The organism is Marinithermus hydrothermalis DSM 14884 (genome assembly GCF_000195335.1).
In the GTDB taxonomy this organism is placed as follows: domain Bacteria; phylum Deinococcota; class Deinococci; order Deinococcales; family Marinithermaceae; genus Marinithermus; species Marinithermus hydrothermalis.
In genome coordinates, this window is sequence record NC_015387.1 from 1511176 (window position 1) to 1524514 (window position 13339).

Consider the following 13339-nt stretch of genomic DNA (forward strand, 5'->3'; position numbering starts at 1 on the left):
CGATGCCCCGACCGTTGATCGAACGCTTCCGTGAACGCCTCCCCGTGAGCGAACGCACCCCGATCGTCTCGCTCCTCGAGGGCTCCACCCCCCTCATCCCCCTCAAGGGTCCCCCTGAGGCCCGTCAGCGCGGCGTGCAGCTTTACGCCAAGTACGAGGGCCTGAACCCCACCGGCTCGTTCAAGGACCGCGGCATGACCCTGGCGGTGAGCAAAGCCCTCGAGGCTGGCGCGCAGGCGGTGGCCTGCGCCTCCACCGGGAACACCTCGGCTTCGGCCGCGGCCTACGCCGCGCGGGCCGGAGTGCGCGCGATCGTGGTGCTGCCCGCGGGGTACGTGGCCCTAGGGAAGGTCGCGCAAACGCTGGTGCACGGCGCGCGGATCGTCCAGATCGAGGGGAATTTTGACGCCGCGCTGCGGCTAGTGCGCGCGCTGAGCGAGGCCTACCCGGTCGCCCTCGTAAACTCGGTGAACCCCTACCGGCTCGAGGGGCAGAAAACCCTGGCCTTCGAGGTGGTTGAGGCGCTGGGGGAGGCCCCCGAGTACCACGCCCTGCCCGTGGGGAACGCGGGCAACATCACCGCGCACTGGATGGGGTACAGCGAGCTCTTCACGGACGGTGTGATCGGAAAGCGCCCCCGGATGCTGGGCTTCCAGGCGGCCGGCGCCGCGCCCATCGTACAGGGTCGGCCCGTCGAGGCCCCTGAGACGATTGCAAGCGCGATTCGCATCGGGAACCCCGCGAGCTGGCAGGGTGCGCTGCGCGCGCGGGACGAGTCCGGCGGCGCGGTCGAGGCCGTGACCGACGAGGAGATTCTGGCCGCCTACCGGTACCTCGCCGCGGAGGAAGGGATCTTCTGCGAGCCCGCCTCGGCCGCAGCCCTCGCGGGGGTGTGGCGCTGGCTGCGCGCGGGCCGGATCGATCCGGGCGCTCGCGTGGTCCTGACCCTCACCGGTCACGGCCTCAAGGACCCCGGCACCGCGGAACGCCTGGCCCGCCTGCCCGAACCGGTGCCCGCGACCCTCGAGGCCGTGGCGCGCGCGGCGGGGCTCGAGTAGGGCCGGGCTTGCGCTAAACTGGGGGGCATGGAGAAGAGAGAGCCGTTTCCCGGGGCGTACACCGCGGGCCTACTGATCACGGTGAGCCTGCTCGTGCTGCTGGTCGTGGTGGGCAGCGCCCTGCCCCCCGCGGCGGCCGGGTTTTTGATCGCGTCGTTGCTTGGCTTGACGGTCAACCCTAAATACGCGCCGCTCTTCTTGATCGCGGGGGTCGTGAGCAGCGCGTTGGGGTTCGCGGGGCAGGAGCCCCTCGTGGCCTGGGGCGGGGTGGGGCTTGCCCTGGCCTCGGGCGTCGTGTGGCGTTGGGTGCGCATATGATGGCAAGGCTGGACGCCAAACGGGTCGCGGAAGCCCTCGTGTGGGCCGCCGCGATCTTTTACCTGTACTGGTTCTTCGGGAACCCCAACCCCGTGGGGAGCGGCGTCGCGATCGGCCTGCTCTTCGGGGCATGGAGCGTACAGTACCGCCCCACTCCCCGCGTTCATCCGTTCATCGCGGGCATGGGGCTTGTCCTGCTTCTGGTGCACACCGTATACGGCACGCCCTTCGCCTACCTCGTGGGAGCTGCCCTCGGCCTGGGGCTGCCGTACGCAGCGTACCGCCTTATGCCCAAAGGCTAAGGCCTCAGCGCTCCTGGATGCGGGCGTGGAGGTACTCGAGCGCCCGCTCGAGCTGCCGGTCGGGGTCGGGCTCCACCAGGTCCGGCTCAATCCCCCGGCCTTCCCAGGTGGGGCCGTTGAGGGGCGCGAGCACCCCGGTCGCGACGAAGGCCACGGCCCCGTCCGGGAAGCAGTAGGGCAGGATCACCTCGGTGTTCCCCGCGGTGCGTTCGCCCACCACCACCCCCCGCCCGGCGCGTTGCAGAGCCCCTACAAGCCCCTCCGCGGCGGAGTGCACGTTCGCGTTGGTCAGGATGACCAGGGGTTTTTCGGTATCAGGACGCCCCCAAAACGGCAGCGTGGGTTGCGGCATCACCCCTAAAGTGCGCGTCACGATGCGCCAGGGCACGCCGCGCATGAAGAGGGAGGCCACCTCCGCCATGCTCAGGGCGAGCCCACCGGGGTTGTCGCGCAGGTCCAGCACGTACCCCTGCACGCCCTGCGCCTCGAACTCGCGGACGGCGCTCCGCAGCGTTTCGGGTACGCTCGGGTCGATCAGGTGGGGCACGCGGAGGTACCCTACCTCGCCCATGCGTTCCGTGTGCACCTCGCCCTCGAGGGCTTCCAACGGCTCGGCCTCCTCCGGCTCGGGGAGGGTCGTGGCGTCTGGAGGAGGCGCCTCCCACACCTCAGGAAACGGCACCGGCAGGCACGCCGCGCCCTTCAGGGCGCGCCGGGCCTCGGCGGGGCTCAGGAAGGCCGAGTGGTCGTCCCCCAGCTCGCGGTACATCTCGTCGAGCAGCTGGTAGAGCGCCTCCCAGCTTTGTACCTCCTGCGCTCGCGCGCGGTAGCGTTCGCCCACCGCGTCCCAGTCCGTGCCGTTATAGGCGGTGTCCCAGTACAGTTCCTTCACCAGCCGCCAGGCCTGGTCAAACCGGGCCTCAAACGGGTTCGCAAGCCCCATCCCCACGCCCAGCAGAACAAGGCTCCCAATAAATACACGCTTCACCGTGCGCCTCCCAACTCTCCTATACGATACACTTCCTGGAATTTATCCGTAATGACCTCGATGCATTTTTCAATCGCTTTGTCCAGGTTCTCCCCCGGAATCACGGGGATGTTCGCGGTCACCGCGAGCTCGAGCAAGTAGTCCTGGATCAAACGGATCCAGTGGAAGTGCTTGAGGTACCGCTCCACCGAGCGCCGCCCTTGGGTCTCGGTGTCGCGCAGCTTGAACCGGCCGCGGTGCACCTCCTCGTCCTCGACCACGACGAGCATCGGCACCTGGATGACCTCCGCCTGCGCGGGGTGCGCCAAAAAACCAGGGACCACGTGCACCCCTTCGATGACGAGCGAGGTGTGCTCGCGGGCACTGCGCTCCTGGATGGCGCGAATCCCGACCGCAACGCGCGAGACCTGGTCGCGAAACCCCTGCAGCACCTGCTCATCGCTGGGCGAGGCCTCCTTTGCGCTCTCCACCCCGGCCAGCGCACACCAGGCGTCAAAGGTCGAGGTGTGCAGCGTCGGCACGAGGGGCTGCGGCACGGTCGCCCGCAGGATCTCGCGCACCGCGTCGGTGGAGATCATGCGCGTGATCCCCAGCCGGTAGGCGAGCGCCGAGGCCAGCACGCTCTTCCCCACCCCGCTCACCCCGCCGATCAGGATGTGTACCGGCCGCTCGAGCCGCCGCACCGCCCGCAGCATTAGGTAGCGGGTGGCCACCTCCTCCCCGGCTTCCTCCTGTAAAATCTCCGCAACCCGCTCCCGGAGCGCGTTCCGGTCGATCACGACCCGCCCAGACTCCACCAGGCTGCGCTCCACCTCGCGCGCGATGCGGTAGGCCTGCTCCGGCCCCAGCCCCACGCTCATGATGGACTGGGCCAGGATGCCCTTCGAAAAGGGCATGCGGGGCTCGCCGCCGGGCTCAGCTACGAACACCTCCCCGGCGAGGGCGAGCCGCTCCCGGTACCGTTCGCGGGCCGCCGCACCGTAACGCCGCGCGACCTCATCCCCGACGACTGCCTCGAGCTCCTCCCCCGTGAGCGAGCGCACCCCCGCGCGGCGGAGGCGCTGCTCGACGGCTTTGGCCAGCTCGTAGGCCTCGCGCAGGGCAAACCCGGCCTCCTCGAGGCTGCGCACCAACAACCCCTTGGAGAAAGGGCGGACGCCCTGCTCGTCCCGCACCAGGATCTCCTCGAAGCTTTGGGTTTGGCGCGCGAGCCGTTTGGCGATCTGCGCGTTGCCGGTGCGGCGGACCTCTTGAAGCAGCATGCGCTTCAAGGCGCCGGTGGTGATCTCGGCCTTGCGCCGCTGCTTGAGGCGCTCCTCGAGGGTGTGCGCGACGGCGTTCGCGGCTTCCACACCGAGGCCGGCATTGATCAAGGACTCGATGATGAGGCCCTTAGAAAAGGGCCAGCGGTATCCTCTGGGCGTGACGACGTAGATTTCCCGCATTCTCATGAACCGCCTATACCCTGCACTAACATAAACTAAAGTTTTGTGTCCAGACAGACCCCTTGTCGGTTGACACTCCCTTAGGGGCATGCTAACATATCGGGTGCTGCGGGGCGCCGTAGCCAAGTGGTAAGGCAGAGGTCTGCAAAACCTCCATTCGCCGGTTCGAATCCGGCCGGCGCCTCCAAAGTGGGCGCGTAGCTCAGGTGGCTAGAGCGCTACCTTGACACGGTAGAGGTCGGTGGTTCAAGTCCACTCGCGCCCACCACATAGGCGCGTAGCTCAGGTGGCTAGAGCGCTACCTTGACACGGTAGAGGTCGGCGGTTCAAGTCCGCCCGCGCCTACCATAACAACCCGCCGGGAAGCTTCCCGGCGGGTTTGGGTTTTAGCTTACCGAGAGCGTTCAGCCCTGGCGTTGCGGATCCTCCTCGTGATCGCGCCCGCTTTGGCCCTCCGCCCACACGAGCCAAAGGAACAGGATTAGGAAGACCCCCGCACCAACCCCCCATCCCCGCGCGCCCTCCACCATGCCGAGGACCGGCACGAAGATGGCAGCGATGAAGGCCCAGATGAGCATTAGGACCAGCAGCGCTTTTGCGTCCCAGCTCATGGCTCACCCCCTAGTGCCCGCCCCCGCCGATCGTGACGAGCGGCAGGCTCTGCATCAGACGAAACGCCACCCAGGTCACCGCGTACATCACCACGAGCAGGGTGCCGGCAGTCACCGGCGCGAACCAGGCCGGCTGCCCCGCCGCGTCCTCCGGGCGAAGGTTCGCCACGGGGAAGGCCTCGACCCGCAGGCCGGCACGAACGTTCAATAAGGCGCTTACGGCCAGAACGGCGACGTACGCCAACAAGACGAGGACCATGACGAGCCCCGCAGTGCCCACAACACTCATCAGCGTGACCCACAAGGCCGGCGCATCTCCTCCAAAACTCACGTCCAGCGTGCGGCGCGGAACCCCCGCGTACCCGGCCCACACCCCGGCGAACCCAAAGACGTACACCGCCACCGCGAGCACATACGGGAGGGCCGTGGTGAGCGAGGGCAACCAGAGCGGCCGCCCGGTCAAGGCGGGAATCATGTAGACCAGCGCCCCCAGGAAGGTGAGGCTAACCATGCCCACGGTGAAGAAGTGGAAGTACCCCGGTACCGCGAAGGTGTCGCTGACCAGAGGCGCGAACCGCTCTTGGATCAGCACGTAGGAGACCGCCCCGCCAGCGAGCGCGCTCACCGGCGCCAGGCCGATAGCAGAAAACGCCGGATTGCGCCAGGGAAGGTAACGGAGCCAACCAAACAACCCCCGCGCCCCCTGGCCCTGGGCCGCAGCCTGCAACGAGGAGGCGATGATGAGCCCCACGGCCAGCGTCGGCACCCCGATAAAGGCGGAAAGGATGGAGCCGATCAGCTTAGTGGAGGCCGGCACCTCGGGCTCGAGGAACATGTGGTAGGGCGAAGTGACGGGAACGAGCACCAGATACAGTGAAAAGATGAACTTCGAGAACCGCTCGCCGTAGATGCTCTTCACCCCGGTCGTGGCCTCGGCGAGGACGTACCACACGAGCACGGTGGACATTAAAGGCAGGTAGTGGGTGTTGTGGAACATGACACCCCAGCTCATCTCGTAGTTGAAGTTCTTGATGAAGGGCGTCATGCCGAGCATCATCTGCAGCGCGGGTACGTACGCGATCAGGGCGATGAAGGAGGCCACCACCAACAGGCCGTTCCACAGTGCGGCGGCGAAGGTGATCGCGCTCCACTCCCGGACCTGCCCCCGGAGTTTGGGAAGGATCGCCGTGGCGATGGCGGCGATCCCCACAAGCACCTGGCCGAGATCCGTAAGGATGTACCCGAGGAGGAAGGCCGTTCCTCCCTTGAACTGCTGGGTCAGCGGCTGAGGCGCGCTGTAGAGCACGGCAGCCCCGCCCATCGCGCTCAACACGGTGACGACCCACCCAATCCCCATGAGCCCAAGCCCGCCCCAAACCAACGAGCTCCACGGGGGCTGTAGCCGGGCCCCTGGCGTGTAGGCGAGGATCAAGGCCAGCGTGACCCCCGCCTGCACGAAGTACAGCCAGTAGAAGAAGGCCGAGGAAGCGTGCACCGTGAGGGCCTTGAAGACGGTAAGCGGCGGAAGCTTAACGAAGCCCGCGGCTTGGAGGCCCAGTAGCATCGCCCCAACAGCCCCAGCGGTGAGCGCTAACAGGGCGAGCGCAAAGTACACCCCTAGGATCCGCTTCTCGCCGGGCGTCAGCGCTTTCAGCCCTTCCCTTAACTTCGATGTCGCAGCAGTAAGGCTCATTCATCCACCTCCTACGCCCTACATCTCACCTTCCGCAGGCTCAACGATGATGCGCGCCTTCATGAACGGGTGCCCCACCCCGCAGTAGTAAGAGCAGTAGATGAGGTACTCGCCGGGTTTGGTGAAGACCACCTGCTGCTCCACCTCCACTCCGGGCGGCAACCGGACCATATAGCTCGCATCACCCAGCTGGATCGAGGCCCCGTGGGTCACATCGGTCGCCATCATCTTGAAGGTGTAGGCCTGACCGGCCTTGAGGCAGAGTTTGGGCGGGAAGTAGCCGAACTGCATGGCGCGGAGGTAGACCACGGGGTTTTCCTCGTGATCTTCCTCATGCTGCGCGAGCGTGGCCTCGTGCCCATCGGCCTCCACCACGTCCTCCACCGGCTGGGCGTAGGTGGGGTCCACGCACCCATCGGGGCGCGTGTTCGACACGAGAAAGGCCTGGGCCTGAGCAACGAACTCCTTAATAGCGGCCTCCCGCGCCATGGCCATACCTCCGCCGTGCCCCTCGCCTTCTTCCGCCTCGGCGGGGCTCTGGAAAAACCCTAGCGCTGCCCAAAGCGGTATCAGCAGCACGATGACGAAGGAAAGGGCAAGAATAACCCCGGGCCGTGTGGTTAGGTGCCGCATCGCTCCCTTAACACCTCCTTAACACTCGCCTAGGAATATAAGGGTGGGGTTTTCGCTTTGTAAGAGCCAGAGGTCCCTTTACTTTTTTAAAGGATAAGAAAAGCATCCCACGTTGCCTCTCTACAACAGGGATACTGGCTATACAAAATTGGGGTTGGCCCGGAACGTCCTCTTCCTACCCCGCTTCCCCCACAACCGCCAAATCCGCCCAAATCCGCCGCTCAGCCTCCCAGACCTCCCGCATCCGCGCGGCCACCTGCCCAAACCCCTTAGGGTCCTGCTCAACGAAGACCCGCTTAAAGAGGCGCGCCAGCTCCCGCCACACCCTCCCCACCGCGCGCATACGCCGGGCCGCCTCGAGGCGAGCGAGCTCGGGCAGGTAGCGCGCGGCCTCCTCCAAAAACGCCGCGTAGAGCAGCCGGAAGTTCCCCCCGCCGGTGCCGCGCTTCTCGATGGACTGGTAAGCGAACCGGGCGCACCACGCCCAATCCGGGGCCTCCCCCCAAGCGGGCAGGTCCGCCACGAGCTGCCGCATCGCCCCCAACCCCTCGCGCTCCGGGTCCTCCGGCTCGAGCATGCCCCGCACCGCCACCCGGATGGCGCGGCGGAACACCTCCGGCTCGAGGTGCACCTCGACCCGCGGGGCCGCCGCCCAGCGGTACGGGGCCAGCATGGGCGGCGCCGCGACTGAAAGCGCGGCCTTAAGGCGCTCGAGCGGCACGGTCTGGAGCGCTGGGCTGGCCACGTCGGCGAGGGTCGCGGCGCCCGCGGCGAGGTCCACCCCCACAACCACCACCCCGTGCCCCGGGAAGTGCACCGGATCGTAGTACGGGAGGGCCTCGAGGTCCGTCTGCGCCAGGACCGGTCGTCCCGCCCGGATCGCCCGCGCGAGGCCCTCGGGGTCCCAGCGTCCCGCCCACTCGAGCGCGTACCCCAGGTTCCGGTAGAACTTGCCCTCGAGGTCGGGGGCCCGGCCGTTGAAGCGGTGGGTCGGCGAGCGGCTCGAGTGCCGCCAGTACAGGAACCCCGCTCCGCTGCCCAGCCCGAAGATCACGGCTTCCGGCAGCACGACGCCGTCGTAGGCCAAAACGCTCCTCAAGCTCGTCGAGGAGCAGTGCTGGCCTGGTTCGTGGGGGAAGGCCTCGAGCTGAACGCGCATCCACACCTCCCGGCTCCAGGATTGACGCGGCGTGCGGCCGAGCGCTACCATGAAGCCTAACATGAGGCGGCCGGCCAGCACGACCACCACCTGGGGCCGGGGGGGAAGTTAGCCCGAGCGGCGCGCATCCCCCCGGCTCGCTTAGGCGGGCCGCGTTTTTTTGGGGAGGTTGAATGATGACGGTACGACTGCCGGACGGGAAACCCCTCGAGCTCCCCCAAGGCGCGACGGCCAAGGACGTGGCGGAACGCATCAGCCGGAGCCTCGCCAAGGAGGCCGTCGGCGCGATCGTGAACGGGGAGCTCTACGACGTGTTCAAACCCCTGCCCGAGGGGGCGGAGGTCCGCATCATCACCCGCAAGGACCCCGAGTACCAGCACCTGTTCCGCCACACGCTGGCCCACGTGCTGGCCCAGGCGGTCAAGGAGTTCTTCCAGGAGAAGGGGTACGATCCAGACGCGGTCAAGCTTGGGGTCGGGCCCGTCATCGAGAACGGGTTCTACTACGATATCGACGCGCCCGAACCGATCTCCGACAGCGACCTCCCGGCGATTGAAAAGCGCATGCACCACATCCTCAAGCGCAACCTGCCCCTCCGGCGCTACGTGCTCTCCCGGGAGGAGGCCCTCGCCCGCTACCGCGGCAAGGACCCGTACAAGACCGAGCTCATCCAGGACCTGCCCGAGGACGAGGAGATCAGCTTCTACGAACAGGAGGGGTTCACCGACCTCTGCCGCGGCCCGCACGTGCCCTCCACCGGCAAGATCCCCCCGTTCTTCAAGCTCACGCACGTTGCGGGCGCGTACTGGCGCGGGGACGAGACCCGCCCCATGCTGCAGCGCGTGTACGGGGTCGCGTTCCGCACCAAGGAGGAGCTCGACCACTACCTGTGGCAGCTCGAGGAGGCCAAAAAACGCGACCACCGCAAGCTCGGGCGCGAGCTCGAGCTCTTCTTGATCGACCCCATGGTGGGCAAGGGCCTGCCGCTCTGGCTCCCGAAGGGGAACACCGTACGCGAGCTGCTGGTCCAGTTCATGCGCGAGGAGCAGCTCCGCCGCGGGTACCAGCTCGTCACCACGCCGCACGTGGGCTCCCTCGAGCTCTACAAGACCTCGGGGCATTACCCCTACTACGCGGACAGCCAGTTCCCCCCGATCGAGCTCGAGGACGAGGCCTACCTCCTCAAACCCATGAACTGCCCGCACCACATCCGGATCTACGCCGCCCGTCCCCGCAGCTACCGGGAGTTGCCCCTGCGGCTCGCGGAGTTCGGCACGGTGTACCGTTTCGAGCAGTCCGGGGAGCTGCACGGCCTGACGCGCGTGCGCGGCTTCACGCAGGACGATGCGCACATCTTCTGCACGCCCGAGCAAGTGAAGGAAGAGTTCTTGAGCGTACTGGACCTGACGATGCACGTCTTCCGCACCCTCGGGATGGAGAACTACCGTGCCCGGATCGGGGTGCGCGACCCCAGTTCGGACAAGTACGTGGGCGAGGACGCGAAGTGGGCGCTCGCCGAACGCCAGATCCAGGAGGCCTGCGAGGAGGTGGGGCTGGCCTACACGGTCGAGGCGGGGGACGCTGCTTTTTACGGCCCGAAGCTCGACTTCGTGGTGAGGGACGCGCTGGGCCGCGAATGGCAGCTCGGCACGATCCAGGTGGACTACAACCTCCCCGAGCGGTTCGACCTCACCTACGTGGGGCCCGACGGCGAGCCGCACCGACCCGTCATGATCCACCGCGCGCCCTTCGGGTCGCTGGAGCGGTTCATCGGGATCCTGATCGAGCACTTCGCGGGTGAGTTTCCGCTTTGGCTCGCCCCAGTCCAGGTGGTGGTGGTGCCGATCACGGACCGGCACCTCGCATACGCGCGTGAGGTCGCCCAAGCCCTCCGCGAGGCCGGGATCCGGGTCGAGGTGGACACCCGCAGCGAGCGCATGAACGCCAAGATCCGCGACGCGGAAACGCAGAAGGTGCCCGTGATCCTGGTGGTGGGGGATCAGGAGGTAGCGCAGCGTACGGTCGCCGTGCGGGATCGGCGCACCAAGGAGCGCGCCACCCGCCCCTTGGAGGCGGTGGTGCAAGACCTTGTCGCTCGCGTCCAAGCCCGCGCCTAACCGCCGAAACCTCACTGATTTCACGCACCCGAGCCCAAAAACGCACGGGTTCGGTAGACTGTACGTATGCGGGCACGCTCGACCCTCTTTACGCTATACATGGAGTTCCTCTACCCCAAGAACCGGGCCTGGGTAGGGGACCTCGTGCGTTGGATGGAGGCGCTGGGCTTCAGTGAGCCCGCCGTGCGCGCCGCCGTCTCCCGCAGCACGAGCCGCGGCTGGCTGATCCCGGAGCGCGAAGGCCGGCGCGCGTACTACCGCTTAAGCCCCCGCGTGGCCTGGCAGGTCAAGCAGGTACGCGAACGCCTCTACCCTAAGGACGGCGCCCAATGGGACGGCAAGTGGCGGATCCTCGTTTACGCCGTTCCAGAAGACAAGCGCTCGCAGCGCGACAAGTTCCGCAACGAACTCGTCCTCCTCGGGTTCGGCACCCCCGCCCCTGGCGTGTGGATCAACCCGAACGCCAAACTCGACGCGGCGCGCGACCTGGTGCGGTTTTACCGGCTCACCCCCTACGTCGAGCTCTTCGAGGCCGAACGCCTCACCGAGGCCGCGCCGCTCGAGCTCATCCGGAAGAGCTACCACCTCGAAGAGATCCAAAAGCGGTACCGGACGTTCCTCGAGATGCCCGAACCGGCGTTTGACGCCCTCTCCCCCCAGGAAGCCTTCGCGCGGCTCGTCCGCCTCGTGCACGAAGCGCGCAAGTTCCTCTTCCTCGACCCCGGCCTGCCCCCTGAACTAACCCCCCCCGGCTTCCTAGGTCCCCAGGCCCTCGAGCGGTTCTTGTGCTGGCGCGCGGCCCTCTACCGGCGGGCGGAGCCCCTGCTTCACCCCACCCTCTCCGCGGCCTCGCGTTAACCCTCCCGCCCCCGCTTTGCCTCCGCGAAGCGTTTCTTCAGGGCCGCGAACCGCTCACGCAAGCGCGCCTCCCACCCTTCGCCACGCGGCTCGAAAAAGGACGCCCCCTCAAGCGCTTCGGGGAGGTAGGCTTGCGCGAAGCTGCCCTCGGGATCGTCATGGTAGTACGCGTACCCTTCCCCGTACCCGAGGGCCTTTAAAAGGCCCGTGGGGGCGTTCCTGAGGTGGAGCGGCACCTCGGCGTGGGGGTGGGCCTGCACCGCGTCCCGCGCGCGTTTCCACGCCACGTACACGCTGTTCGACTTCGGGGCGAGCGCCAGGTACACCGCGACCTCCGCAAGCGCCAGCTCCCCCTCCGGCGAGCCCAAGAACGCATAGGCTTCCTTCGCCGCGATGGCCAGGCGCAGCGCGTTCGGATCCGCGAGGCCCACGTCCTCCGCCGCAATCCGCACGAGCCGCCGCGCCACGTACATTGGGTCCGCGCCCCCCTCGACGAGCCGCGCCAGGTAATACAGCGCCGCGTCCACGTGCGAACCGCGGATGGCCTTGTGCAAGGCCGAAGTCAGGTCGTAAAAGGCCTCGCCGCCCTTGTCCATCCGGCTTCCGCCCGCCCCCAGCGCCTCCCTGGCCGCAGCCACGGTTACGCGCCCCTCGCCGAGCTCCGCGGCCAGCTCGAGCGCGGCCAGGGCCCGGCGCGCATCCCCCATCGCGCCCGCAGCGATGAGGTCCAGCGCCGCCGCCTCCGCCGCGACGCCGGGCAGGCCCTCCGGGTGCTCGAGGGCCCGCTGCAACACCCGGAGCAGGTCGGCCTTCTCCAGGGGTTTCAGCACGTACACCCGCGCCCGCGAGCGCAGGGCGGGGTTCACCTCGAAGGAGGGGTTCTCGGTGGTCGCACCGATCAGGGTGAGGAGGCCGGACTCCACGTGGGGCAACAGAGCGTCCTGCTGGGCCTTGTTGAAGCGGTGCACCTCGTCCAGGAAAAGCACCGTGCGCCGCCCCACCCGCGCCGCCGCCTCGGCGCGCGCCACGGCCTCCCGGACCTCCTTAACCCCAGCCGCCACCGCAGAGAGCGGGATAAACTCCGCCCGCACCCCCTGGGCCAGCACCCGGGCCAGCGTGGTCTTCCCCACCCCCGGAGGCCCCCAGAGGATCATCGAGTGGAGCCGCCCGATCTCGAGCATGCGGCGGAAAGGCTTGCCGGGACCGGTCAGGTGTTCCTGCCCCACGACCTCCTCGAGGCTCCGGGGCCGCACCCGTTCAGCAAGCGGCGCAGAAGGGGTAAACAAGCCCATCCTTGCTATTCTAATGGAAATGAAGTTGATGCCGCCTTGGATGGGGTTGCTCCCTTGGTTGTTCGTGGTGGCGGGGCTCGCGCCTTTCGCGGTGTACGAGGTGCGCCCCGCCCCGCTCGGAGCCGGGTTCGTCCATCTGCTCGCCGCCCTGCTCCTCGCGGGGTGCGCGAGTCTTTACGCGCGGGCCCTCGCACCCCAGCCTACGCGGCTCGCGTGGAGCGCGGGGATCGGCAGCCTCGCGGGCGGCGTGGCCTTACACTCCGCGAATGCGCTGCTCGAGCTCGGCCCTACAGCGGCACAGCTCGGCATGGTTGAAGGCCTCGCGTACGCCCTTGCAGCCCTCGGGTTACTGGCCGGCCTCCGTCCGCTCAACCACCGCCCCCTCCAACCGCTTTTAGAGGCGCGTTACCAGGACGCGCGCACCCGCACCATGAACCGCAGGGCGCTCGAAGCCCTATCGGACAGCCTGGAGCGCCTCGCGCGACGGCACCCGGTCATGCTGATGCTGTTCGAGGTAGCCCCCGAACAGCACCCGCGGGTTCGCGATCTGGTCCGAGGCCCGGACCTGGTGTTCTACCTGGGGAAAGACCGGTTTCTGATCGTCCTCCAAAACGCAGCTCCTGAGGCAGCGTTGCGGGTTCGGGAGCGGCTCGAGCGGGCTCTGGGGGTTCCTCGGGTGTGCGTCTTGCCCTTTCAAGGAGGGGATTTGCGGCACGCGCTTACACAACTGCAAGCCGAGCTCGGCGTATAATTAAGGGCTTCCTTACCGGGCCTGGGTAGGGTGCCCGTGATCGCGCGTCACGGGTTCACGTGACGAAGTGATCGTCGTGTCAGCAGCGACACACATGCTCCACCCCACACACGG

At 67.6% G+C, this 13339-nt stretch carries 13 protein-coding genes and 3 tRNA genes; 9 read left to right on the forward strand and 7 right to left on the reverse strand.

The features are described 5' to 3' along the window. The first annotated feature begins 2 nt into the window (after positions 1–2). Genes thrC through MARKY_RS07525 form a run of 3 tightly spaced genes read left to right on the forward strand, consistent with a single transcriptional unit; the run spans position 3 to position 1678 of the window. Positions 3–1058, forward strand: a complete 1056-nt coding sequence (gene thrC, locus MARKY_RS07515; protein ID WP_013704277.1) for a threonine synthase — start codon at positions 3–5, stop codon at positions 1056–1058. A gap of 27 nt (positions 1059–1085) precedes the next feature. Next, positions 1086–1376: a hypothetical protein gene (locus MARKY_RS07520; RefSeq protein WP_013704278.1), complete on the forward strand. Its 291-nt coding sequence runs from the start codon at positions 1086–1088 to the stop codon at positions 1374–1376. Then, positions 1373–1678: a hypothetical protein gene (locus tag MARKY_RS07525; RefSeq protein ID WP_013704279.1), complete on the forward strand. Its 306-nt coding sequence runs from the start codon at positions 1373–1375 to the stop codon at positions 1676–1678. The genes MARKY_RS07520 and MARKY_RS07525 overlap by 4 nt, the downstream gene beginning before the upstream one ends. Before the next feature lie 4 nt (positions 1679–1682). On the opposite strand, the gene MARKY_RS07530 is transcribed toward MARKY_RS07525, so the two are convergent. Beyond that, the gene (locus MARKY_RS07530) at positions 1683–2666 is read right to left on the reverse strand and encodes a S41 family peptidase (RefSeq protein ID WP_013704280.1); all 984 of its coding nucleotides are present in this window, start codon (positions 2664–2666) and stop codon (positions 1683–1685) included. Beyond that, positions 2663–4111, reverse strand: coding sequence for an ATP cone domain-containing protein (locus MARKY_RS07535; RefSeq protein WP_013704281.1), 1449 nt, complete (start codon positions 4109–4111; stop codon positions 2663–2665). Before MARKY_RS07535 ends, MARKY_RS07530 begins: the two co-directional genes overlap by 4 nt. A gap of 112 nt (positions 4112–4223) precedes the next feature. Here MARKY_RS07535 and MARKY_RS07540 point away from each other — a divergent pair. From MARKY_RS07540 to MARKY_RS07550, 3 genes are all read left to right on the forward strand, one after another. Beyond that, positions 4224–4298 (forward strand) — tRNA-Cys (locus tag MARKY_RS07540). 4 nt (positions 4299–4302) lie between these two features. Continuing rightward, positions 4303–4379: transfer RNA gene (locus MARKY_RS07545), tRNA-Val, on the forward strand. 3 nt (positions 4380–4382) lie between these two features. Continuing rightward, positions 4383–4459: transfer RNA gene (locus tag MARKY_RS07550), tRNA-Val, on the forward strand. A 56-nt stretch (positions 4460–4515) separates the two neighbouring features. Here the strand turns inward: MARKY_RS07550 and MARKY_RS07555 are convergent. From MARKY_RS07555 to MARKY_RS07570, 4 genes are all read right to left on the reverse strand, one after another. Beyond that, complete coding sequence (locus MARKY_RS07555) at positions 4516–4722, reverse strand: hypothetical protein (RefSeq protein WP_013704282.1); 207 nt, start codon at positions 4720–4722, stop codon at positions 4516–4518. Positions 4723–4732: 10 nt separating this feature from the next. Next, positions 4733–6415, reverse strand: a complete 1683-nt coding sequence (locus MARKY_RS07560; RefSeq protein WP_013704283.1) for a cbb3-type cytochrome c oxidase subunit I — start codon at positions 6413–6415, stop codon at positions 4733–4735. Positions 6416–6433: 18 nt separating this feature from the next. Then, positions 6434–7048, reverse strand: a complete 615-nt coding sequence (locus MARKY_RS11430) for a cupredoxin domain-containing protein (RefSeq protein ID WP_013704284.1) — start codon at positions 7046–7048, stop codon at positions 6434–6436. Between the two features lie 175 nt (positions 7049–7223). After that, entirely contained in the window at positions 7224–8258 is a 1035-nt protein-coding gene (locus MARKY_RS07570; RefSeq protein WP_169311732.1) for a BtrH N-terminal domain-containing protein, read from the reverse strand. 125 nt (positions 8259–8383) lie between these two features. Here MARKY_RS07570 and thrS point away from each other — a divergent pair, with 125 nt between their 5' ends. Both thrS and MARKY_RS07580 read left to right on the forward strand, forming a co-directional pair. After that, complete coding sequence (gene thrS / locus MARKY_RS07575) at positions 8384–10324, forward strand: threonine--tRNA ligase (RefSeq protein ID WP_041657950.1); 1941 nt, start codon at positions 8384–8386, stop codon at positions 10322–10324. A gap of 66 nt (positions 10325–10390) precedes the next feature. Beyond that, positions 10391–11182: a PaaX family transcriptional regulator gene (locus tag MARKY_RS07580; protein WP_013704287.1), complete on the forward strand. Its 792-nt coding sequence runs from the start codon at positions 10391–10393 to the stop codon at positions 11180–11182. On the opposite strand, the gene MARKY_RS07585 is transcribed toward MARKY_RS07580, so the two are convergent. Continuing rightward, positions 11179–12474 carry a replication-associated recombination protein A gene (locus MARKY_RS07585; RefSeq protein ID WP_013704288.1) on the reverse strand — a complete coding sequence of 432 codons (1296 nt, stop codon included), beginning with the start codon at positions 12472–12474 and terminating at the stop codon, positions 11179–11181. The genes MARKY_RS07580 and MARKY_RS07585 overlap by 4 nt on opposite strands. A 19-nt stretch (positions 12475–12493) precedes the next feature. Between MARKY_RS07585 and MARKY_RS07590 the strand changes: the two genes are divergently transcribed. Beyond that, positions 12494–13225, forward strand: a complete 732-nt coding sequence (locus tag MARKY_RS07590; RefSeq protein WP_041657952.1) for a nucleotidyl cyclase domain-containing protein — start codon at positions 12494–12496, stop codon at positions 13223–13225. Positions 13226–13339 lie beyond the last annotated feature (114 nt).